The 19,981-nt window shown below is 61.6% G+C and carries 20 protein-coding genes and 1 other RNA gene; 10 read left to right on the top strand and 11 right to left on the bottom strand.

Going from position 1 to position 19,981, the window contains the following annotated elements; all coding sequences use genetic code 11:
- Window positions 1-6: 6 nt before the first annotated feature.
- The 4 genes from AC1DLV_RS07890 to AC1DLV_RS07875 form a co-directional block, all read right to left on the bottom strand.
- Window positions 7-1,011 carry an AraC family transcriptional regulator gene (locus AC1DLV_RS07890; protein ID WP_476799011.1) on the bottom strand — a complete coding sequence of 335 codons (1,005 nt, stop codon included), beginning with the start codon at window positions 1,009-1,011 and terminating at the stop codon, window positions 7-9.
- A 408-nt stretch (window positions 1,012-1,419) separates the two neighbouring features.
- On the bottom strand, window positions 1,420-2,307 hold the full coding sequence (locus AC1DLV_RS07885) for a hypothetical protein (RefSeq protein WP_476799010.1): 888 nt from the start codon (window positions 2,305-2,307) through the stop codon (window positions 1,420-1,422).
- Window positions 2,308-2,644: 337 nt separating this feature from the next.
- Window positions 2,645-3,439, bottom strand: coding sequence for a thymidylate synthase (locus tag AC1DLV_RS07880; RefSeq protein ID WP_476799009.1), 795 nt, complete (start codon window positions 3,437-3,439; stop codon window positions 2,645-2,647).
- 247 nt (window positions 3,440-3,686) lie between these two features.
- Window positions 3,687-3,998, bottom strand: coding sequence for a DUF2853 family protein (locus AC1DLV_RS07875; RefSeq protein ID WP_476799008.1), 312 nt, complete (start codon window positions 3,996-3,998; stop codon window positions 3,687-3,689).
- Window positions 3,999-4,179: 181 nt separating this feature from the next.
- On the opposite strand from AC1DLV_RS07875, the gene ssrA reads away from it, so the two are divergent.
- Both ssrA and AC1DLV_RS07865 read left to right on the top strand, forming a co-directional pair.
- Window positions 4,180-4,540: a transfer-messenger RNA gene (ssrA, locus tag AC1DLV_RS07870) on the top strand.
- 113 nt (window positions 4,541-4,653) lie between these two features.
- Window positions 4,654-5,211 carry an AAA family ATPase gene (locus tag AC1DLV_RS07865; RefSeq protein ID WP_476799007.1) on the top strand — a complete coding sequence of 186 codons (558 nt, stop codon included), beginning with the start codon at window positions 4,654-4,656 and terminating at the stop codon, window positions 5,209-5,211.
- On the opposite strand, the gene AC1DLV_RS07860 is transcribed toward AC1DLV_RS07865, so the two are convergent.
- Window positions 5,204-6,358 (bottom strand): GGDEF domain-containing protein, encoded by a 1,155-nt coding sequence (locus AC1DLV_RS07860; RefSeq protein ID WP_476799006.1) that lies wholly within the window; start codon window positions 6,356-6,358, stop codon window positions 5,204-5,206. The genes AC1DLV_RS07865 and AC1DLV_RS07860 overlap by 8 nt on opposite strands.
- Before the next feature lie 198 nt (window positions 6,359-6,556).
- Entirely contained in the window at window positions 6,557-7,762 is a 1,206-nt protein-coding gene (locus AC1DLV_RS07855) for a multidrug effflux MFS transporter (protein WP_476836140.1), read from the bottom strand.
- A gap of 170 nt (window positions 7,763-7,932) precedes the next feature.
- On the opposite strand from AC1DLV_RS07855, the gene AC1DLV_RS07850 reads away from it, so the two are divergent.
- The 5 genes from AC1DLV_RS07850 to AC1DLV_RS07830 all read left to right on the top strand — a co-directional run bounded on the left by AC1DLV_RS07850 (window position 7,933) and on the right by AC1DLV_RS07830 (window position 10,213).
- Window positions 7,933-8,586, top strand: coding sequence for a TetR/AcrR family transcriptional regulator C-terminal domain-containing protein (locus AC1DLV_RS07850; RefSeq protein ID WP_476799004.1), 654 nt, complete (start codon window positions 7,933-7,935; stop codon window positions 8,584-8,586).
- 152 nt (window positions 8,587-8,738) lie between these two features.
- Complete coding sequence (locus AC1DLV_RS07845; RefSeq protein WP_476799003.1) at window positions 8,739-9,278, top strand: SspB family protein; 540 nt, start codon at window positions 8,739-8,741, stop codon at window positions 9,276-9,278.
- Window positions 9,279-9,295: 17 nt separating this feature from the next.
- The gene (locus AC1DLV_RS07840; RefSeq protein WP_476799002.1) at window positions 9,296-9,487 is read left to right on the top strand and encodes a DUF4169 family protein; all 192 of its coding nucleotides are present in this window, start codon (window positions 9,296-9,298) and stop codon (window positions 9,485-9,487) included.
- The gene (locus tag AC1DLV_RS07835; protein WP_476799001.1) at window positions 9,484-9,720 is read left to right on the top strand and encodes a ribbon-helix-helix domain-containing protein; all 237 of its coding nucleotides are present in this window, start codon (window positions 9,484-9,486) and stop codon (window positions 9,718-9,720) included. Before AC1DLV_RS07840 ends, AC1DLV_RS07835 begins: the two co-directional genes overlap by 4 nt.
- Window positions 9,721-9,898: 178 nt before the next feature.
- The gene (locus AC1DLV_RS07830; protein ID WP_476799000.1) at window positions 9,899-10,213 is read left to right on the top strand and encodes a BrnA antitoxin family protein; all 315 of its coding nucleotides are present in this window, start codon (window positions 9,899-9,901) and stop codon (window positions 10,211-10,213) included.
- 30 nt (window positions 10,214-10,243) lie between these two features.
- Here the strand turns inward: AC1DLV_RS07830 and AC1DLV_RS07825 are convergent, their stop codons facing one another.
- The 4 genes from AC1DLV_RS07825 to AC1DLV_RS07810 form a co-directional block, all read right to left on the bottom strand.
- Window positions 10,244-14,155, bottom strand: coding sequence for an AsmA family protein (locus AC1DLV_RS07825; RefSeq protein WP_476836139.1), 3,912 nt, complete (start codon window positions 14,153-14,155; stop codon window positions 10,244-10,246).
- 286 nt (window positions 14,156-14,441) lie between these two features.
- Window positions 14,442-14,966, bottom strand: a complete 525-nt coding sequence (locus tag AC1DLV_RS07820) for a hypothetical protein (protein ID WP_476798998.1) — start codon at window positions 14,964-14,966, stop codon at window positions 14,442-14,444.
- Window positions 14,967-15,042: 76 nt separating this feature from the next.
- A complete protein-coding gene (locus tag AC1DLV_RS07815) occupies window positions 15,043-15,498 on the bottom strand; it encodes a GNAT family N-acetyltransferase (protein ID WP_476798997.1) in 456 nt (151 codons plus the stop codon).
- 171 nt (window positions 15,499-15,669) lie between these two features.
- Window positions 15,670-17,085, bottom strand: a complete 1,416-nt coding sequence (locus AC1DLV_RS07810) for an FAD-binding oxidoreductase (RefSeq protein WP_476798996.1) — start codon at window positions 17,083-17,085, stop codon at window positions 15,670-15,672.
- Window positions 17,086-17,308: 223 nt separating this feature from the next.
- On the opposite strand from AC1DLV_RS07810, the gene AC1DLV_RS07805 reads away from it, so the two are divergent.
- The 3 genes from AC1DLV_RS07805 (at window position 17,309) to AC1DLV_RS07795 (ending at window position 18,986) form a co-directional block, all read left to right on the top strand.
- Window positions 17,309-18,025 carry a hypothetical protein gene (locus tag AC1DLV_RS07805; protein ID WP_476798995.1) on the top strand — a complete coding sequence of 239 codons (717 nt, stop codon included), beginning with the start codon at window positions 17,309-17,311 and terminating at the stop codon, window positions 18,023-18,025.
- Between the two features lie 135 nt (window positions 18,026-18,160).
- On the top strand, window positions 18,161-18,640 hold the full coding sequence (locus AC1DLV_RS07800; RefSeq protein ID WP_476798994.1) for a thioesterase family protein: 480 nt from the start codon (window positions 18,161-18,163) through the stop codon (window positions 18,638-18,640).
- A 148-nt stretch (window positions 18,641-18,788) separates the two neighbouring features.
- Window positions 18,789-18,986, top strand: a complete 198-nt coding sequence (locus tag AC1DLV_RS07795) for a hypothetical protein (RefSeq protein ID WP_476798993.1) — start codon at window positions 18,789-18,791, stop codon at window positions 18,984-18,986.
- Between the two features lie 36 nt (window positions 18,987-19,022).
- Here AC1DLV_RS07795 and AC1DLV_RS07790 read toward each other — a convergent pair whose 3' ends face one another.
- A complete protein-coding gene (locus AC1DLV_RS07790) occupies window positions 19,023-19,901 on the bottom strand; it encodes a dienelactone hydrolase family protein (protein WP_476798992.1) in 879 nt (292 codons plus the stop codon).
- Between the last annotated feature and the right edge of the window lie 80 nt (window positions 19,902-19,981).

Raw genomic sequence — 19,981 nt, 5'->3', positions numbered from 1 at the left:
GCCGGGTCAGGCCATCGACATCTCGGAACTGCGCCGCAACTCCAGGGGGCTCTTGCCAGTCCAGCGCCGGCACGCATGACTGAATGCGCTGGGCTGATTGAAGCCGATCAGCCAGGCGATCTGGGAAACCGGGAGTTTCTCCTGAAGATAACGCAGGGCGAGATCACGCCGCAATTGGTCGAGGATCTCGCCAAAGCTCAGGCCTTCTGCGGCCAGCCGGCGGGCAAATGTCCTTTCGCTGAGGCCGAGCTGGCGCGCGACCGCCTTGGCCCGCGCTTCGGCGTGGGGCAGTTGGGTAGCGATGATATTCTCAACCTCTGTTCGAAACGGGCTGATGTTGGCTGCGCGCGCCGCAATGGCATCCTCGCAGCTCTTCACCATCAGGTCGTTGAGGTAGGGATCATAGCCAGCCAGGGGCAGGTCCATAACGCCCGTGTCGAAATTCAGTGCGTCTTCGGGGGCGCCAAAGTCGACGTCGCAGCCCATCGCACGCTGGATCTTGCGGCCGTCTGAACGGTGGTGCACGAAACTGACTGAAAGGGGCACGATATCTCGCCTGGCGAGATGGCGGCAAAGCCGCAGCAGCGTGACCGCGAAGCTCTCCATCAGGTGTCGGTCCACGTGCCGGGGCACCCCCACATAGGAAAGTCTGATGCAGCAGCCTGGTCCATGAACTATGCGCACCACCAATGCTTCGTCGGCGATGCGCACGTAGCGTTCTACGCGTTTGAGGGCGTCGCCAAATCGCCTGGATGACGCCGCCACATAGTAAAGCGTGCCGATCTCGCGCAGGTCGAAATCAGCCGCCATGGTCAGGCCGAGCCACTCATCCTTCACGGCGCGGGAAGCATGCTCGAGAAAGTCGATCACGGACTTGACCTTGACACGCTCGCGTCTCGCGACGGCGGCTTGCGACAGGCCAGACCGCGCAAGAAGGGGAGCGGGGTCTATGCCGCGACGTTCAAGTTGATTGACCGCCAAGTGAGCAGCCAATCCAATTGAGGTTGGCATCGCCTGATCCTCCGGAGGCCGGCCTGGTCGGTCCGTCAGACTCCAACACACGCTGAGGTTTACACTAGTGCCCGATGGCAGGTCAGCGCAATGGCAGGGTCGCCACCGACCCGAGGTCCCTGAAATCCGCTGCAACGGCGCATCGCATCCGGTGTTGACTTGCGACCGCTGCATTCCAGGCCTGCCAATTCTCCGTGGTTGCCTCCCAAATGCATCTCTCCCAGAATTGGTGACCCGGCCAAGCGGTCCAAAGCCCGCCCTAGCAGCACGCGTGAAGGCACGCGCGCCGGCGAAAAAGGGCAAGCGGGTTCGCTTGCCCTTTTTCGCCGGTCGCCATGGCCCCCGCTTCCTGTCGCCGTCACCTCCTCCTACCCCATTGCGGGAGGAGATGTCCGGCAAGAGCAATGCTCAGCGGTCGCCATCGGTCTTGTCGGACCCACCCGGAACGCCATCGCCCCCGCCGTTCCCGTAGCCGTTGTTGCCGTGGCTGCCGTTGTTACCGTTACCGTTACCGTTGTTGCCGTTGTTGCCGCTGCCGTGATTGCCGTTGTTACCGTTGCCGTGGTTGCCGTTATTGCCGGTGCCGCCAGTGTCGCCAGTGCTGCCGTTGTTGCCAGTGCCACCATTGTTACCCGTGCTGGCGTTGTCGCCAGTGCCGCCGTTGTCACCAATGTTACCCGTGCCGCTGGTACCGCCGTTGTTACCGGTACCGCCGTTGTTACCGGTGCTGGCGTTGTCGCCAGTGCCGCCGTTGCCGCCGGTGCCGCCGGTGCTACCGGTGCCGCTGGTGCCGCCGTTGTTACCAGTGCCGCCGTTGTTGCCGCTGCCGCCCTGGTCGCCGTGGCCGCCCTGGTTGCCGGCGCCGGTGGTGCCGCCAGGATTGCCGCCTGTTGCGGCGCCTGGTTTATCGTCAGTGTGAGTGCTGTGCCCGACGCCGGTGCTGCCACCGAAGATGCTGCTGGTGGTAACGGTGTCATAGATGGCACCGTTGCCGTTGCTTTGCGTGGAGCTCTTGTTGTGAGACTGGCTGTAACGCCCGCTACCCTCGCTGGACTTGGTGCCTTCAAACTTTGAATGGCTTCCGTGGCCGAAGAAGCTGTAGCCGCTCGTGTACCTGTGGGTAAATTCGCAGTTGGTCCACAACAGAAAGATCCAGCACTCGCGCTTTGTCACGCTCGGCGTGTCGTGGTGGCTCAGGCTCGTTGTCGGGCCGGCGAAGGCAGTAGAGGAATACAGCATAGCGGCCGCCAGAGCGGGCGCGATCGTCTTGATGGTCGTTTTCAGAAGCCGTTTCATCTTCAGTTCCTGCTGGAGTTGTCGATGCGGCCTAGATAGCGAGGCACCGGAAGCAGCGATTGCTGCGAGCGGCCAATCTCTTGCTGTTAGGTGCCACGGAGCGGACGGCCGTTCGGTAGATCGGCAGATCTTTGACGTGCTCAGGCGGCGCTTGCCGAACTAGGCGCTGGCCAGGCCGCGTGCGTCTGGAGCATCAGGCGTGCATACGCTGCTGACGACATGACGAGGTCGAGGAAAGACCAGGTGTCCTAGTTGTAAAGGACACCTTCCAAAAAACTGGGGAGCTGGGTGCGGACCGTTGGAGCCGGTTTTTTGCTCCAACAGAAGAAAGAGCCTGTCAGACCGCAATCGGGGCGCGGATCGTCGCGTCGGCGACATAGTTCTCCAGCCGGAAATCCTCGAAGCGGAAGGCAAACAGGTCCTTCACCTCGGGGTTGATCCACATAGTCGGCAGCGCCTTGGGCGTGCGAGAAAGCTGCTCGCGCGCCTGGTCGAAATGATTGTGGTAGATATGCGCATCGCCCAGCGTATGCACGAAATCGCCAGGCTTCAGCCCCGTCACCTGCGCCACCATCATCGTCAGCAGCGCATAGGAGGCGATGTTGAACGGCACGCCCAGGAAGATGTCGGCCGAACGCTGGTAGAGTTGGCACGACAGCTTGCCGTCCGAGACATAGAACTGGAACAGACAATGGCATGGCGGCAGCGCCATAGCGTCCACCTCCGCGGGATTCCATGCCGAAACGATCAGCCGCCGCGAATTCGGGTTCTTGCGGATCTGGTTCAGGAGAACAGCAATCTGGTCGATCTCACCGCCGTCACGCGTCGGCCACGAGCGCCACTGCTTGCCATAGACCGGGCCGAGATCGCCATTCTCGTCGGCCCACTCGTCCCAGATCGTCACGCCATTGTCGTTGAGGTACTTGATGTTGGTGTCGCCGGCGAGAAACCACAACAGCTCGTGGATGATCGACTTGAGGTGCAGCTTCTTGGTGGTGACAACAGGAAAACCTTGCGCCAGGTCGAAACGCATCTGATGGCCGAATACCGAGCGCGTGCCCGTGCCCGTGCGATCGCCACGGTCGGTGCCGTGTTCGAGGACATGGCTGAGGAGGTCGAGGTACTGGCGCATCGGTCGGGCTCGATTCGGGACTTGCCCGATCATAGCGGACCGGTGCCGTCCAAGGCAACGAAGCCGCTTCTATCCCCAACCGCGTTAAACGTCCAACGCCGGGCTTGGGGCCCGGCGCCAGCAAATCGAGAGCGATGGGCGCAGCTTAGTGCATGATCCCGAAAAGTGGGTACCGGTTTTCGGAAAAGATCATGCTCCAACAAGAAACGTAGAGCCCCATTCCGATCCAATCGGAATGGACAAGGTTCTACAGCGCGCCGAGCTTTCCGAGTTCCTTGGCCACCAGATAATAGAAGGTGACGCGGTTTTTGGTGTGATCCGCCGACATCGCGTTGCAGACCTTTTCCAGCGCGCCGTCGGCTTTCTTTGCGTCCTCGACGCCAAGCTTCTTGGCGATCCAGCCTGCTTTGACCCGGTCGAGCTCTTTGGGGTCCGTGCAGGAGACCAGGGAGGAATCGCGGTTCCTGAGCGCAATGCCCAGATGCTTGACGATCTTGGTTACCACCTCTTCCTTGGCGCCGGCATCGTACTTCTTCACGTCTGCAAGATAGTCACTCATATGAATTCCCCTCGTCGACGAATTGATGTCATCTCCCGTGGGGATTGCCGGCCTTGACCGCTTCACGCGCAATGCAGGCACCCCAGCGGCCGAAGCTTCGGTTCGCGCACGACGCGAGTCAACCCTGCGTCTTCGCGTGGTCTCACAAATCTGTCGGATGACAGCTTCGACTTGCGGTTCCGACCTTTCCTTTTGCGCGCAGCCTCCTTATATCAGGGGCGTCAGCTTGTCTGACTATGGCGATAAACTGCCGATGAAATAAGCCATTCGGACCCGGGGGCGGTACCCGGCGCCTCCACCAAAAGCTGCCGTGCAAGTGAGCGACGGTTTTTGCTGGGGGCGAAATAGGATCGACGAGGGTGTAAAGATCGGACTTTTGCCCGGCATAGTACCACCGTTATCGGGCTAAACTTGTAGTTGCAAACGACAACTATGCGGAAGCACGTCTCGCAGCGTAAGCTGTGCGATAGCTTCAAATTAAGCCCTAGAGGTTCGCACTTCTAGGCGGGGTTCGGAGGTACCTGGCAACAGAAACCTCCACTTCTCCCCCCTCCAAAATTTTTATCGCCGGCTAACGCTGGCTTTGCCGTTGTCTGGCCCTGGCCAGTCGCGGTCGGCTTGCCATGGCCGGTCCCGTTTCATCCGGAGACCTTTCATGCCCCATGACTCCAATCGCTTCTGTGTGCTGACCGGCGGCCCTGGCTCAGGCAAGACCACATTGATCGAACACCTTGCCGCCGCTGGCTTTGCCACCTCGGTCGAAGCCGGGCGCGGCATCATCAGGGATCAAGTGGCAATTTCTGGCATCGCCCTGCCCTGGCATGACCGCGCGCTTTTCGCCGAGCTCATGCTGTCATGGGAGATGCGCTCGCATGCGATTGCCAAGGCAGCCTCAGGCCCGGTCTTTTTCGATCGCGGCGTGCCCGATGTCATCGGCTATCTCAAACTTGTAGGCCTGCCAGTACCGCCCCATGTCGAAAAGGCAGCCCAAGAGTTTCGCTACAACCGCAAGGTGTTCGTCCTGCCGCATTGGCCCGAGATCTTCGCCCAGGACAGTGAACGCAGGCAGGACGAAGACGAGGCCCGGCGTACTCATGCCAGCATGGTCGAGACCTACAGCGCTTGCGGCTATGAGCTCGTCGAGGTCCCCAAGATATCAGTCGCGCAACGGCTGGCCTTCATTCTCGACAACGTCGCCAAGTCTCTCACCTGACGAATCGGGCGGCGCTCGGCAGCTGCAGCCCTTCGGCAAAGGTGCGGTTGCGGCCGGCACGCTTGGCGGCATAGAGGATCTTGTCGGCGCGGCCGATGGCGTCCCAAAGCCCTTCGCCGGCATGGAATTCGGCGATGCCGAAGCTGCAGGTGACGGTAAAATCTTCTGACATCTCGCCGAAGCGCACATCGGCAATCGCGCGGCGCAATCTTTCGGTCAACAAGAAGGCGTCGCCCACTGGCGCGTCCTTCATCACAATAACGAACTCTTCGCCGCCGATGCGCGCCGCAATGTCGCCTTCCCGCAGCGTCGCCTTGATGATCTTGGCAAAGGTCGACAACACGACATCACCTGCAGCATGGCCAAAACGGTCGTTGATCGCCTTGAACCGGTCGATGTCGCAGGCGACGATGCTCAGCGGTTCGCGATCTGTAGTCGGCAGTCGCGGCGTTCTGCTTTGCAGGCCGCGGCGATTGAGCAAACCGGTCAGCGGATCACTGTCGCGCTCGGCCTTGAGCGCCAGCACGATGTCGGCACAGGCGACCACCAGCAGCCCGAGCCCCATGCCAACCCCCAGCACCGACATGGTAAACTGCGCCCAGACCCAGAATTCGGATTCGAAAAATGCCTCGACGTTGTCGGATGGGACCGTGCTGCCGTCGAGCAGCACGCGCACGAAGAAGGTCAGGCCGAGACCAAACAGGAGCCAGACCATAGCACGGTCGATGACGTTGCCGCGCACCAGATCCCTCAGCCTCCACGCGCCGCTGAGGATGATGCAGCCCATGCCGAGATTGAGCGCATAGACTCGGATCTGGAGATTGTTGTCGACGTAGTAGAAATAGCACAGCAGGCCGACGATGGCCGCAAACCATGCCGCATGCAGGACCAGAGGCATCGACCTGCGTGAGCGTACGAGCACACCTTCGACCAGCAGCAGCGGCCCGGCGGTATAAAGCATCGCGGAGACGATCGTGTTGTAGCCGATATCGGGAGGCCACAGAGCGAACTGCACGACGGTGGCGCTGCCGACAGCCGCGAACGCAAGCGAGAAAAACAGCAGATGCCGCCGGCGGCGTTCAAGCAGCCACACGCACAAGAACGTTGCTGCAAAGAGCAGCAGCAAGGCGGAGGGAATGAATTTCAAGATTTTCGATGGCCTCGGGCGTCGTCGCTCTACTTCCGGTGGTCTTGGCAATGACTTACCGGTCCATGTGTAAATAAGACGATAGCAAGGCTGTATGAAGATGGCCGCGACGTTTCGGCTCGATCCCGACAGTCATTGGACGACCATCGGCTCTGACAACTGTGGAGCCGGGCCACAATGGCCCGGCCCCGCATGATTTCATTCCGCCGGGGCTTCAACGGCCATCTGGCTGCGGCCAAGCGATACCTGTGCCAGCACAAAGGCAATGACGGCCGAGATGGTAATGCCAAAGACCATCGGCAGCGGCGTCCCGTCGAAGAACAGTCCTGCCACCGCCATGGCAACGGCACCGGTGGCAAAGTGCAGCGTGCCCATCAGTGCGGACGCGGTACCCGCAATCTCGCCATGCTCTTCCATCGCCAGCACCGAGGTGGTGGGGATGACGAGGCCAAGGAAGCCGTAGCCGATGAACAGCAGCGTTGCGAGCACGTCGAGGCGGTCGACGCCCGACGCAAACACGGCGAGCAACGCCACCATCATCGTTGCGTAACCAACCACAGCGACCCGCACCACGCGCCGCAGCCCAAAGCGCTCGGTCAGCAATCCGGTCAGTTGCGACATGCCGATGAACGCCACCGCATTGATCGAGAAGAACACGCTGTAGACCGACGGCGACAGGCCGTAATGGTCGATCAGGATGAACGACGAATTGGCGAGGTAGACAAAGAAGCTGGCGATGCCAAAGCCACCGATGAAGGTCAGGCTGAGGAAATTGCGGTCGCCGAGCAGGAAGCGATAGCCGCTGAGGGCGCTGCGCACCGAGCTTTCGGCGCGGTGCGCGGCGGGCCGGGTTTCCTTCAGCGACGTCGACAACAGCACGATTGCCAGCATTGCGGCAGCAGTGACAACCCAGAACACAGCGCGCCAGCCGAAGCCTTCGATCACAAGGCTACCCGTCAACGGCGCAAGGATCGGCGAAACGGAAAACACCAGCATCAACAGCGACATCAGCCGTGCTGCCTCGGTTCCGGTATGCAGGTCGCGCACGATTGCGCGCGGCACCACCATGCCGGCCGAAGCACCAAGGCCCTGGATGACGCGGAAGAAGATGAGCCATTCGATATTGGGCGCGAGCGCTGCACCCACGCCGCCGATGGCAAACAGCACCAGGCCGATATAGAGCGGCGCCTTGCGGCCGATCATGTCCGAGATCGGGCCAACGACGATCTGCGCCAGCCCCATGGCGAGGAAGAAGACAAGCAGGCTCATCTGCACGGCGGCAGTGCTGGCATTGAGGTCGGCGCCGATTGTCGGCAGCGCGGGAAGATACATGTCGATTGCAAACGGGCCGATGGCCGACAAAAGGCCGAGCACGACCGCCACGCGGAGAAATTGGGGTGTCATGGTGTGTGAATCTTTCGGATCTGGTTTCCGCCGCGAAAACACGGCGACGTGTAATCCAAGGACGTTCGGCAAACCGAGATTCCGACTCCTCCCGAACCGGCCTCTCAGCACCACGTCCATATTTTTAGACAGACTTGTCCAAATCGTCAACCACCTGTATATAAAAATTCATGACACCTGCCATCGCTCCTGACATTGCGGTCGCCCGCAGCCACAGCGCCAAGCGCCACTCGATCCTCGATGCCGCAGCTGGCGTTTTCTGTCGTGAAGGCTTTGCCGGCGCCAACATCGACCTCATCGCCGCAGAAGCCGGCGTATCGCGCCAGACGGTCTACAATCATCACGGTGATAAGGAGAATCTGCTGGTCGCAGTAGTCCGAGAAATCACCGAACGCATTAACGCCAGCATTTTCGAGACCCTCGCCACCTTCCCCGACAAGCCCGTCGACCTGGAGGCCGAGTTGATCGCCTTTGCCGTGCGGCTCAACCAGAACTGCATGTGCAATCGCGACGGCAAGTTCCTGCGCAAGCTGCTGCAGACCGAAGGCGAGCGCTATCCCGAGCTTTTCACCGGCTGGCGCGAACACGGCCCGGCCAAGACCTGGGCAGCCCTTGCCGCGCGTCTTGCCCGCCTCGCCCTCGCGGGCTGGCTTGATCTGGACGATCCCGACGTCGCTGCCCGCCAGTTTTTGGCCCTCGTCAATGCCGACCTGCAAATGGCGATGATTTTCGGCGATCCCCTCTCGGAAGAGCAGCTGCGTACGGCAGCGACCAACGCCGTCCGCTGCTTCCTGCGCGCCTACGGCAAGGCACGACCAGCATAATTGGGGCCGCGTGGACGTTCACGGCGGCTTGCAGCCTGCGAGCAGGCAAGGGCTGAAATCCCAAACATTCAATAGGGCGCTATATCCGGTTTACGGCGGCCTCAAGCTTGATTACAGGTAAGGGAACGATTCAATCGGACCCGCTTATACATATGGCCGAAGACCAGATCCGCTATGACATTCTCGCCCAGGAGGCACTGCGTGGCGTCATGCGCAAGGTCCTGGCGGAAGTCGCGCGCACAGGCCTGCCGGGCAACCACCATTTCTTCATCACCTTCATGACCGGCGCGCCGGGCGTGCGCATCTCTTCGCGCCTGCATGAGCGTTACCCTGAGCAGATGACCATCGTCGTCCAGTTCCAGTATTGGGACCTCAAGGTGACCGACACCGGCTTCGAGATTGGCCTGTCCTTCTCCGATGTTCCGGAAAAGCTCGAAATCCCCTTCTCTGCCGTGCGCGGCTTCTACGACCCCTCGGTCAATTTCGAGCTCGAATTCGAGGTCAAGGCCGATCCGGTTGCCGCGTCTGAAGAAACGCCGTCAACTCCGGAGCCCATCGCTGTGGTCAAGCCGGCGGAGCGCAAGACGGCACCGAAGAAGAAGGCCAGCGCCGCCGAGAAGGAAACGTCCGAAGAGCCAGCCCACGGCAAAGGTGCTGAAGTCGTTTCGCTCGACGCGTTCCGCAAGAAATAACCCGGCGGCGAGGTCGCATGGCCGACATCGTCAATCTACGCCAGTTCAAGAAACACAAGGCGCGCGCCGAGCGCGAGACGCTTGCCGACCAGAATCGGGCGCTGCATGGCCGCACCAAGGCCGAGAAGGTGCGCGACCAGCTAACCGCCGAGCGTGCTGAAACCTTTATCGACGGCCATCGCCGCGATCCCGAAAAGTCCGACCGGTGAGCCTGGTAGAAAAACGCTCGGTGACGATTCGCGGTCACCGCACCAGCTATTCGCTGGAAAAGCCGTTTTACGATGACCTCGTCGCCATCGCGGTCGCCCGCGCCATCACCCTTGCCGCTCTCGTCGCCGAAGTCGACACCCAACGCCCGCGCGAGGCGAACCTTTCCTCCGCGCTCAGACTGTTCGTGCTGGAGCAGGCAAAGCTCAGCGCAGCGGGCGAAAACGACGCCTAGCAGCACAGGCCTTCGCCCCCTTGCCAGACACAATTTACGTAATACACTTATTGTTGACCGGGGCCATTAAACGTAATACATTTAATGAAGATCTGGTGATCTTTGCCACGCTAGGCACGGAAGCGATGTCCGTCATTAGTTTCCGGCGGGCAAATGCTGGAGAAAGGAAGCTCCTGTCATGACCGGAAAGATGTTGAAAAAAGAATTCGAACCCGGTCGCGGCTACACCAAGGAAGATTGGGACGCTGTGGACAGCCCGGAGCTGACTGAAGAAGAACTCACCCAGTTTCGCCCGGCGCGGGACATCCTGCCGCCAGAGTTTTTCGAAGGCATAGAAAAAGCACGCCGCGCTCGCGGCCGCCCTACAATCGAAGCACCCAAGCAGGTCGTGTCGATCCGGCTCGATCCCGACGTCATCGCCAAGTTCAAGGCCACGGGCAAAGGCTGGCAGAGCCGCATCAACGACGTGCTGAAGAAAGCCAAGGTCGGCTGACGCGATCGCGCGGCTGGAAAAAGAACCCGCCTACTGGCTCTGCAGCGTCTTGAAAAAATCGTCCAAACTGAGCGGGTCGAGCTTTTTCGCTGGAGCAGCGTCCACCGGCGGCGCTTGGGACGGTGCCGGCTCGCTCGGCGACATCATCGGCCGCGCTTCAGGCAAGGGTGCCTGTTGAGCCGCCGGTGAGGGTTTTGCTGCTTCCGCCTCCAGCTTCGCCCTCTCCTCAGCTTCAAGCCTAGCCTTTTCGTCAGCCGCCTGGCGTGCTTGCTCTGCCTCGTGAAGGGCCTTTTCCTTGGCTGCCTGCGCGTCCGCTTCGGCTTGGGCCCTGGCGGCGGCTTCCGCCGCACGTGCCTCCGCCTCGGCCTGCAGCCGCGCTGCCTCGGCTTGCGCCTTGGCCTCTGCTTCGGCCCTGATCCGCGCTTCTTCAGCCAGTCTCGCCTCTTCGGCGATGCGCTCGCGCTCGGCCTGCAGCGCCACGAAATGGCGCGCCTCGCGGCGCAGCCTCTGCTTTTCCAGCAACACCGCCTGCATCGCTTCGACCCGCGCCTGTTCCTTTTCCAGCGCGCGCTGCGTCAGGAACTGCGCCATCGGCGCGCTGTCAAACAGCCGCACTGTTGCGCCCGGCTCCCCTTCGACCTGGAAGCCCAGCATGGGCTCGGACCCGACCAAGGCCTCTTTGTCAGGCGTATAGGCAATGCTGCCACTGGCCGCCACGATACCGGCATTGAGGTCGCTACGCAGATCAGCCGTCAGCGTTGCGGCAGCGTTCTTCAGCGTCAGCGGCGGCGCACGCAGGACACCGCCGGCGATGGTGAAGGCCACATCCGCCTTGTCGGCGACAAAGCTGCCCTTGCCCACGATCTCGGGTGCGAATTCGGCGACACGCGCCGCATTGATGTCACGACCCAAAACATCGGCCTTGGCGATTATTGGTCCGAACGCATCAGGGTTTAAGCCAGGGATCGTCAGCCCATCGACCACAGCCGTGCCCGAACCGGCCAGCGACGCGACCAGTCCTTCGACCGATTTACCGCTTCCCGACAGCGTCGCAGAAAAATCGCCCTTGCCGCTCAGACCGCCCGCCCCCGGCATCGCTGCGACATCGGAACCCACGAGCTTCAGCTGGCCCGAAATCAGCGCCGAGCCGTCATTGTTCTTGAGTTCGATCAGGCCTTCGAGGTCACCGCCCAAAAGCTTGGCCTTGATGTTGGAAAGCCTGAGCGCCTGACTATCCATCTGCAGCCCAAGCACGGCGTCGGTAGCCCGAGCCATAGGCTCCGCCAAAAGCGTGCCGGCAGTGATTTGGAGGTCGGCGCTGAAAGGCGCTGCCGATTTTGGCGCAAAAGGTGCCGCCGGCCAAACTCCGCTTCCGCCTTCAAGTGCTGCGGCACCCAACATCATCTCGGCAAAGGGCCTGAGGTCGAGCTCGTTGAGCGTCAGGGATCCGCTGAGATGCGGCATGCCCTCACGCAGCTCCGCCCTGAGGTTCCCGGTCACCGCCCCTTGATTGACGCTACCGTCAAGCTTGTCGAGTACCAGAGCGCCCCCGGCAAGGCTGGCATCAGTCGCAAGGTGCACCTGGGTGCCCATGCCCATGCTTGGCAGGGAAACGCCAGATGTCATCAGCCAGGGCTCGATGTTGGCTGCCTGCAGCGTCAGCCGGCCATTCAGGCTCGGGTCATCGTCGCGCAGCGCCACGGTGCCGGTAAAGCCAGCCGAGGCGTCGTCGCCTTTCAGGCTGGTCGTGACTTCAAGGCCATTTTGTGGAGAACCGTTAGCCGTCAGATGCAGCTCGCCCGGCCCGGTCACGCCAAGCGGCAGCACAGGCAGCCCAGTCAGCGCCATCAGGCTGGTGGCGTCTTCATTGCGGGCGGAGAAATCGAGCTTCAGCTGCGAGCTTGCGAGCGCGTCTGGTATCGCCTGTGCCGACAGCGTCGCCAGAAGGTCCGAACCTCCAGCAACACCCTGGCCGCTCAGCGCAACGCCTGTCGAGCCATCGCCATTTTCCACCGCACTGACGACGAAATCGATCCGAGCGTCGGTCAACAGATCGGGATATGCCGCCGCGCGTGCCGCAAGCCCAGCCAGCATATGGTTGTCAGGCGACTGCTTCGCTGCTAGTGCGACCAGCGGCGCCAGGTCGACCGCCACCACCGAGGCATCGAGATTGCCCGTTGGCGCCGCGGGAAAATCCTTGACCCGCCCGGTGGCGCTGAGCGACGCACCAGCCAGCCCACCAACCGACAGCCGGTCGATCTCCAGCACGCCTTCGCGCAGGCGTAGCGCTGTATCGAGTGTGTCCGCACTGAGGCCGGCAAAATTGACCGGCCCGGCCTTCGCAGCGAGATCGAGGTCGGCATCGGTAAAGCGATTGGCCCCCTGGTCGGTCACGAATAGCGAGGCGAAAGCGCGCAGGCCTTCAACGTCGAGTTCGCCGCCATCGAGCTTCATCGTCACCGACGCCCGCGCATCGTCCGGCAACATGCTGTCCAACTCGCCGGTGAATTTGGCTTTGCCGAGGATCAGCTCGATGTCGTCGAATTTCTGTTGCTCGCGTGTCAGCGCCACCTTGGCCTTGAAGCCCGCGGCCGGCAGCCGGCGCACAGCCTCGTCGACATCATTGGCCACCCAAGCGGCAAAACCCGAGGGCTGACCTACAGCCAAAAGCAGTTGCCCGTCGAAACCCAGATTGTCGTCGGTGCGCAGGAAGCCGCTGGCTTCAAGCCGCGTGCGGCCAGGCAGCGTCGCTGCCAGCGACTTCAACTTCCAGCCGCCATCGCCCGGTTCAGCCGACAGTTTGACGTCGCGCACCGTCGTGTCGCCTGCAACGATCGCCGGCAGGCCGAGATCGATAGTACCAGGAATGGTCGGGCGCGGCAGCCCGACCAGCACCTTCTGCAGCGCCGTAAGACGCTGCGAAATCGAAAATGCAGCACCCGTCTTTTCGCCGCCGACCGCCTCGTCGAAACGCACCTGCGCGCCCTTGGCCGAGATCATGAAATGCGGTGCGGCGCCAAGATCGATCTCGGCGGTGCCATCGGCGGTGTAGGGATCGTCGAGCGGGCCGCTTTCGAAACGGAATTCTCCGACACCAAGCTTGGCATGGTTGAGGGCGAACTTGCCTTTCAGCCGCAAGCCCGGCTCGGACGGTTTGGCTGGCACCTTGGGCTTTTCGCCATCAGCCGGCGCCGGCACCTCGGGCTGAGCCTCGACCAGGCTGAACCCGCCGGAATAAAGCGCCCGGCCCTTGTCCATGCTGGCATTGCCGTCGCTTTCGAGCGTGAAGCCGTATCGCTCTGGCGTCGCGCGCAGCCTGAGCCGCATCTGGCCTGTCGGATCAACAGAGCCAGTCGAGGCCGACAGTTGCGTCTTCATGCCGTCGATGCGAAGGGCGCCATCGACGCGCCACGGCCCGGCGAGCGACTTGGCCGACACTGTCGTATTGATCTCCGACAAAAGATGCTCGCGTCCGCTTTCGGCGTGGCGCAGCATGATCTGTCCTTCGGTGATCGTCAGCTTTTCGATCGAGATTTGTTTGACGTCGAACGGCGCAGATGGCCGGATCGCCCAGTCGACCACACCGTCGGCGGCCACGTCGATCACCGCCTTGGGCCGCACAAGCCGCATGTCGTAGATCAGGAATTCGCCATGCAGCAAAGGTGCAAGCTCGGCATCCATCGAGAATGTCTCGACGGTCATCGCGTTGTCGCCGCTGGCTCCCCCGCCCATCGTGACATCTGAGAAGGTGACCGAAGGAAACGGCAGGATTCGCGCCGTCACATCACCCTGCACAGTCACCTTGCGCCCGAGGATTGCACTCGCCTCGCGCTCGAAATCGGCCTTGTAGCCCGACCAGTCGATAAAATACGGCCCAACCAGCGCCGCACACAGCGCCAGCACGAACAGTCCACCGAATATCACAAACAGGCGAGCGAGCATTGCCTTGGGGCAAATCTTTCATTGCGTCCCAGGCGTCTAACCGCAGGAGCGTGGTCATTTGGTGGCATGTTGGGCTGTGCACTGCTGCACGTCAACGCCACGCGGCAGCCTGTCCCGCGAAAAGCGCCGAATCGAAGCTAGGCGATCAGAGGCTGGTTGAAAACTCGCCCTGCCGAGTCATATGGCGTGGTTTTCGAGAACCGGAGCGGAGCGACTAGAGTACGTGAGCACCGGAAGCGCAGAAAACCGCGTCAGATGGCCGGCAAGGTAGAGTTTACAACAGCCGCTACTTGGCGTCGCGCTTGGCTTGTGCGACGGCAGCCGCCTTGCGCAGGCGTCCGCGCTCCATCGGCCTCACCAGGCTCTTGGCCTTGGCGTTTTCCACCGCCCTCATGCCCAGATGCGCCTGGCGCGTGTTGAAATCAGCGCCGCGTGCCGGCTTCTTCTGCTTGGTCAGCGCTAGCGCATGGCGGGCATTCTCCACGAGGTCGATCCGCGCAGCCAGTTGCCTTCGCCGCTCGTGCTCGCCGTTGAGGCGCCGCATGCTCATCGCCAGAACGCCGAGCTTCGCCTTCGTGCCATGGTCCTTGGTCGCCGGCTGCGTGCCCTTGGCGGCAGCCTTGCCCCGCATTTCGCGACGCTTGCGATTGGCTTCGCCCTGCGCCCGGTCGCGCCGTTCGCGCACAGCCTTCAACAGATCGCGCAGCTCGGCATCTGAAAGCTCCTGCACAGCGGGATGATGCGAGTTCTGCACCAGCTTCCACTCGTCCTCGCTCAGCGCGCGTTCTTCCTGTTTCCTGGAAACCGCCATATCTAGCCCTCGCTTCGCCAATCCGGCCGCCCCATCAGGTGGGGCGACCGAACTGTCCGGCCAAAGTGCCGTTAGGTCAAGCCGGACGACGCATCCGGATCACTTCATGCGGGAGCCCCTCGTCGTCGTGCGAACGCCGCAAGGTCTCGACGAAGCCGATGCGCCGGTAGAAGGCTGTGGCGGCTTCGTTCGCAGCATAGACCTCGACGTCGAGCAAGCCCTTGAGTGCTGCCGAATGCAGCACCAAGGCCTTGCCGAGGCCATGGCCGTGGGCTGCCGGGTCGACGAACAGCCCGCCAATGAAGCTGTCGATCAGGCCGATGAAGCCCACCGGCTCGCCGTCCATTTCGACCACCCAGTTTTCGGCTTGCGGCAGGTAGATCTCCCGCACCTTGGCCTGCTGGTCGAGCAGCTCCGCCTCGGTGAGGAACGGATGGCCAACGCGCGAGGCCTCGAGCCAGATGTCGGCCAGCCGGTTGCGGTCGGTCGTGTTGGAATAGGCGCGTATCTTCGCGCCGTGAGCGTATTTCATGGAGATATCCTTGGATTATGCAATTCAGAGAGGCGCGCAAACGCCCGCTTTGGCCTTTCGGCCCATCAGCACTTGGCTGACGCTTCAGCGATTGAAGTCTCTGCGCATAAAATCCCTTGTTGGACGGCGCCGAACTAGCAGCACCGCACCCGTCCGTCAACGCCGCAAAATCTATTCCGCCAGCGGCAGGATCTTGCCCGGGTTGAGAATGTTGTGCGGATCAAGTGCCGTCTTGATCGCCCGCATCACGGCCACTCCATGGCCATGCTCGCGCTCCATCAGTCCCATCTTGCCCTGGCCGATGCCGTGCTCGCCGGTCGAGGTGCCGTCCATGGCAATCGCGCGTTCGGCCAGCCTTTTGACGAATTCTTCAGCGCGGCCGATGTCGCCTGGGTCATTCGGGTCCATCAGAACCAGCGTGTGAAAATTGCCGTCGCCGACATGGCCGACAATCGGTGCGATTAGCCCCATCCGTTCGATGTCGGCCTCAGTCTCGGCGATGCATTCGGCCAGCCGCGAGATCGGCACGCAGGCGTCGGTCGACAGCGCCCTCGCGCCTGGCCTGAGCGTCTGGGACGCCCAATAGGCATCATGCCGCGCCTTCCAAAGTTTCGCTCGCTCCTCTGCGACCGTGGTCCACAGGAACGGCCCGCCGCCATATTCGGTAGCAATCTCGCCAAAACTCTCCGCTTGCTCGGCAACTCCGGCATCGGAACCATGGAATTCGAGGAACAGGCACGGGCTTTCGGGATAATCGAGCTTGGAATAATTCTTCATTGCCCGCATCTGCAGCGCGTTGACCAGTTCGATCCGCGCCACCGGAATGCCCATCTGGATGGTCGTGATCACCGCCTGGCACGCCGCCTCGACGCTTGGGAACGGACAGACCCCGCCCGAAATCGCCTGGGGAATGCCCTGCAGCTTGAGCGTGATCTCGGTGATGATGCCGAGCGTGCCTTCCGAGCCGACCAGCAGTCGCGTCAGGTCGTAGCCGGCCGAGCTTTTCCGCGCCCGGTGCGACGTCATCACCTCGCTGCCATCGGCCATGACTGCCCTGAGCGACAGAACATTCTCGCGCATCGTGCCGTAGCGCACCGCATTGGTGCCCGAGGCGCGCGTCGCCGCCATGCCGCCAAGGCTGGCATTGGCGCCGGGATCGATCGGGAAAAACAACCCGGTATCGCGCAGATAGGTGTTCAAGGCCTCGCGCGTCACGCCCGCTTGGACCGTGCAGTCGAGATCGTCGGCGTTCACCGCAACAACCTTGTCCATGCGCGAGGTGTCGACCGAAATGCCCCCGGCGGGCGCGTTGACATGGCCTTCCAGCGAAGTGCCGGTGCCGAATGCGATGACCGGCACGCGATGTTGTGCGCACACCCGAACGACATCCTGCACATCCGCGGTGCTTTCCACGAACACGACCGCATCGGGTGCCTGGTTGGGCAGATAGGTGGTGGTGTGGCCGTGCTGTTCGCGGATCGCCTGGCCGGTCTGGAAGCGCTCGCCGAATGTCTGCTTGAGAATGCCGAGCGCAGCCGCAATCCCCGCCTCATTGCGCGCCATCGCCTTCAGGTCGCTCAGAGCCATCATTTCCTCCCGTTCCGCAGGCATAAAGTGTGGGGTTACTACTCGTCGATCTAGAGTAGTTGGCTCGCTCCTGTCCACGTCTCTCTCGACGAATGGCCTACGCTCGGCCATTAATGTGTAAGCTCAAACATGCAGCGGGTCAGGGTTGGTACGGATCGCATTCGCATATCTTTCCCTTATCTTCTTTGCTGTGCTTCCCGCCTGGACAGTGCCGTCCTCCCCCATGTCTGGACGCATTCTGTGGACGTTCTTCGCGCTCTTTGTGTTGTGCTTTTTAGGGCCGGCCCTGCATCTGGCCCAAATCGGGCAGCCGAAATCACCAGCGTCTCCGTTTGCTCGACAACACTGGTCAAAATTCGCGACCGCAATTGCCTTGCCTTTGCTTGTGGCAGAATTGCTGGCAGTAATCGCCACCCGTACAACACCCGGCCACAACATTGTCGCTGAGATTGTGAGCGCGATTGCGAAGCTTGGCGCTGCTGTATTTCCGCTCGTGGGCAAGTTCGCGACAGAAATGGACCCGCCGTTGCCTCCTGGCCTGCTGATTCAGGCCCAAGCGGTGTTCACCGTATTCCTGCTCGCCAGTTTCATAGCGGCAGCCGGGGTTGCGCTACTGGTATTTTTGCTTCGCCCTTCGCCGCCCTCAAATGACATATGGGAACGGCCGCGAAGCTTGGACCTGAGCGACCTTATAGGGCCGCTCTTCGCCGTCATGCTTGTCGCTTCCCTTTTTGGCTGGAGCGACTTCTACAAAAACGGCCTTAATTTGAGAGGATCAGGGATCTTCAACGCCTACCAATACCTGCTCTCGGACAATGACCTGCAGCTTATCGGTGCGGCTTTTGCAAGGTTCCTCACCGTCCTGCTGATCCCGTTCGTGCTTGCATTCTGGTGGCTGCGGCTCAGGGCGCTCTATGCGCCAAGCAGAGCTAAGGACTGAAGCCGGAGGTCGCTCAGAGCCATCATTTCCTCCGCGATTGGAACAGCTTGGCGCCTTGCCGGCACCATATGCTCGGGTAATCTGCCAGCCCAGCCGGTTTATCCAGCGCTACAATCGACCAAAAAGGATCACGCCATGCCAGCACCATTCGTTTCCAGCGTGATGGAGATAGAGAAAGGCTGGATCGACTATAATGGCCACCTCAACATGGCCTATTACAATGTGCTGTTCGACCGCTGCAGCGACGAAGCACTCGATCTGCTCGGCATGGGGGCTGCTTACGTCCGCGACAGGAAGCTCACCATTTATACCGCAGAGGTGCACGTCTGCTATGTGCAGGAACTGCATCTCGACCATCGCGTCACATCAAGCTTCCAGCTGCTCGACCATGACGACAAGCGCCTGCGGGTTTACCAGGAATTGCGCCATGTCGACGGCTGGCTGGCGGCGACCTCGGAATATCTGGCGCTGCATGTCGACACGACCGGCCCGAAAGTTGCACCTTTCCCGAGTGATATCCTGGCCAATGTCGAGGCGATGCGCATGGCCCACGCTTCATTGCCCATGCCCGAGCGGGCCGGGCGTGGCATCGGCATCAAACGCAGGCCGGCATAGTGGCGGACCCGCCACAGGCCATTAACCTTACCTGTTTATAACCGGCGCCACAGCCTGAGGTTCGTTGATCGCCCCTCGCTGCCCTCCGACAATCCCACGCAGCGAAGTTGAGTCGCGGCGGCGGGCACCGGACGGCTTGAGGCAAGGCATGCACACTGACATCGAAACGACGGCCAACAAGCTTGCCTGCGATCCGCGCATCAGCGACTATGATTTCTGGCGTTCGCTCCGCAACATCAACAACGAGCTGTTTGAGATCGCCAACAACAACGGTCCGATCCCGATCGAAATGCTGCGCTGGCGCGTCATCTTGCGCGAAGCCCGCTCCAAGCGCGGCGTTGCCTGAGCACACCAAAAGAAGGCAGGACCAGCCTTTGCTTGGTCAGGCCAGCTTTTCCCTAAGGAAAGCGATGGTCCGGCCCCAGGCCAGATCGGCCGCGTTCTTGTCGTAGCGCGCTTCCGAAGTATCGTTGTTGAAGGCGTGCTGCGCCCCTTCGTAAATGTAGATCTGAAAGTCCTTGCCGGCTTTTTGCAGCGCCGCTTTGTAGGCGTCGATCCCAGCGTTTATGCGGTCGTCCTTGCCGGCATAGTGCAGCAGCAGAGCAGCCTTGATCCGTGCGATCGCCGCTTCGTCCTTGGGTTGACCACCATAATAGGCGACACCGGCCGCCAGATCAGGCGCATTGATTGCGAGCGTGTTGACGGTGCTGCCGCCCCAGCAAAAGCCCACTGCCCCAACCTTGCCGGTGGACAATTCGTGCCCCTTGAGAAATGCAACGGTTGCCACCCCATTTGCGGCCGTTTGGGCGGCGTTCATCTCGGCGAACATCTCGCGCGCCTTTTCCTCATCCGTAGGCGTTCCGCCAAGCGGCGACAGATAGTCAGGTGCCAGCGCGACAAATCCTTCCAGCGCGATCCGCCGCGCGACGTCGCGTATATGCGCATTGAGCCCCCGGTTTTCGTGGATGACAATCACGGCCGGCAGTTTGCCCGACTGACCGGCCGGATGGACCAGATAGCCATTCATCTCTCCGGATGCGCCTGGATAAGTGATGTCTTCGCCCTGAAGCCGCTTGTCGTCGTCAGCGACGATTGCCGCCAGCGCCGGGCTTGCCGAGAGCAGCGGCGCAATCGCTGCTGCGGCTGCAGCCGTGCCGGCCAACCTGGTCAGCTTCTCCATGAAGCCGCGCCGGTCGAGCGTCAGGTGGGTGTATTCGTCATAGGCGTCGATCATCGCCTGGGTGATGGCAGGTCCTGTCATGTCGTGCTCCCCTTTGTTGCTGCAGCCTGACGAACGGTCGCCCTTGCCGCCTTCCAGGCAGTTTGTCCGCCTAGCCTAGC

The organism is Aminobacter sp. 01T433 (genome assembly GCF_056398585.1).
This window is presented reverse-complemented; position numbering and strand designations above follow the sequence as displayed.

Coding starts and splice junctions, on each gene's coding strand:
- AC1DLV_RS07820 (WP_476798998.1), bottom strand. CDS start 14,966: ATGGCGGTTTCCAGGAAACAGGAAGAACGCGCGCTGAGCGAGGACGAG.
- AC1DLV_RS07850 (WP_476799004.1), top strand. CDS start 7,933: ATGACACCTGCCATCGCTCCTGACATTGCGGTCGCCCGCAGCCACAGC.
- AC1DLV_RS07795 (WP_476798993.1), top strand. CDS start 18,789: ATGCACACTGACATCGAAACGACGGCCAACAAGCTTGCCTGCGATCCG.
- AC1DLV_RS07790 (WP_476798992.1), bottom strand. CDS start 19,901: ATGACAGGACCTGCCATCACCCAGGCGATGATCGACGCCTATGACGAA.
- AC1DLV_RS07880 (WP_476799009.1), bottom strand. CDS start 3,439: ATGCGCCAGTACCTCGACCTCCTCAGCCATGTCCTCGAACACGGCACC.
- AC1DLV_RS07865 (WP_476799007.1), top strand. CDS start 4,654: ATGCCCCATGACTCCAATCGCTTCTGTGTGCTGACCGGCGGCCCTGGC.
- AC1DLV_RS07845 (WP_476799003.1), top strand. CDS start 8,739: ATGGCCGAAGACCAGATCCGCTATGACATTCTCGCCCAGGAGGCACTG.
- AC1DLV_RS07805 (WP_476798995.1), top strand. CDS start 17,309: ATGTCTGGACGCATTCTGTGGACGTTCTTCGCGCTCTTTGTGTTGTGC.
- AC1DLV_RS07815 (WP_476798997.1), bottom strand. CDS start 15,498: ATGAAATACGCTCACGGCGCGAAGATACGCGCCTATTCCAACACGACC.
- AC1DLV_RS07830 (WP_476799000.1), top strand. CDS start 9,899: ATGACCGGAAAGATGTTGAAAAAAGAATTCGAACCCGGTCGCGGCTAC.
- AC1DLV_RS07875 (WP_476799008.1), bottom strand. CDS start 3,998: ATGAGTGACTATCTTGCAGACGTGAAGAAGTACGATGCCGGCGCCAAG.
- AC1DLV_RS07810 (WP_476798996.1), bottom strand. CDS start 17,085: ATGGCTCTGAGCGACCTGAAGGCGATGGCGCGCAATGAGGCGGGGATT.
- AC1DLV_RS07840 (WP_476799002.1), top strand. CDS start 9,296: ATGGCCGACATCGTCAATCTACGCCAGTTCAAGAAACACAAGGCGCGC.
- AC1DLV_RS07825 (WP_476836139.1), bottom strand. CDS start 14,155: ATGCTCGCTCGCCTGTTTGTGATATTCGGTGGACTGTTCGTGCTGGCG.
- AC1DLV_RS07885 (WP_476799010.1), bottom strand. CDS start 2,307: ATGAAACGGCTTCTGAAAACGACCATCAAGACGATCGCGCCCGCTCTG.
- AC1DLV_RS07800 (WP_476798994.1), top strand. CDS start 18,161: ATGCCAGCACCATTCGTTTCCAGCGTGATGGAGATAGAGAAAGGCTGG.
- AC1DLV_RS07855 (WP_476836140.1), bottom strand. CDS start 7,762: ATGACACCCCAATTTCTCCGCGTGGCGGTCGTGCTCGGCCTTTTGTCG.
- AC1DLV_RS07890 (WP_476799011.1), bottom strand. CDS start 1,011: ATGCCAACCTCAATTGGATTGGCTGCTCACTTGGCGGTCAATCAACTT.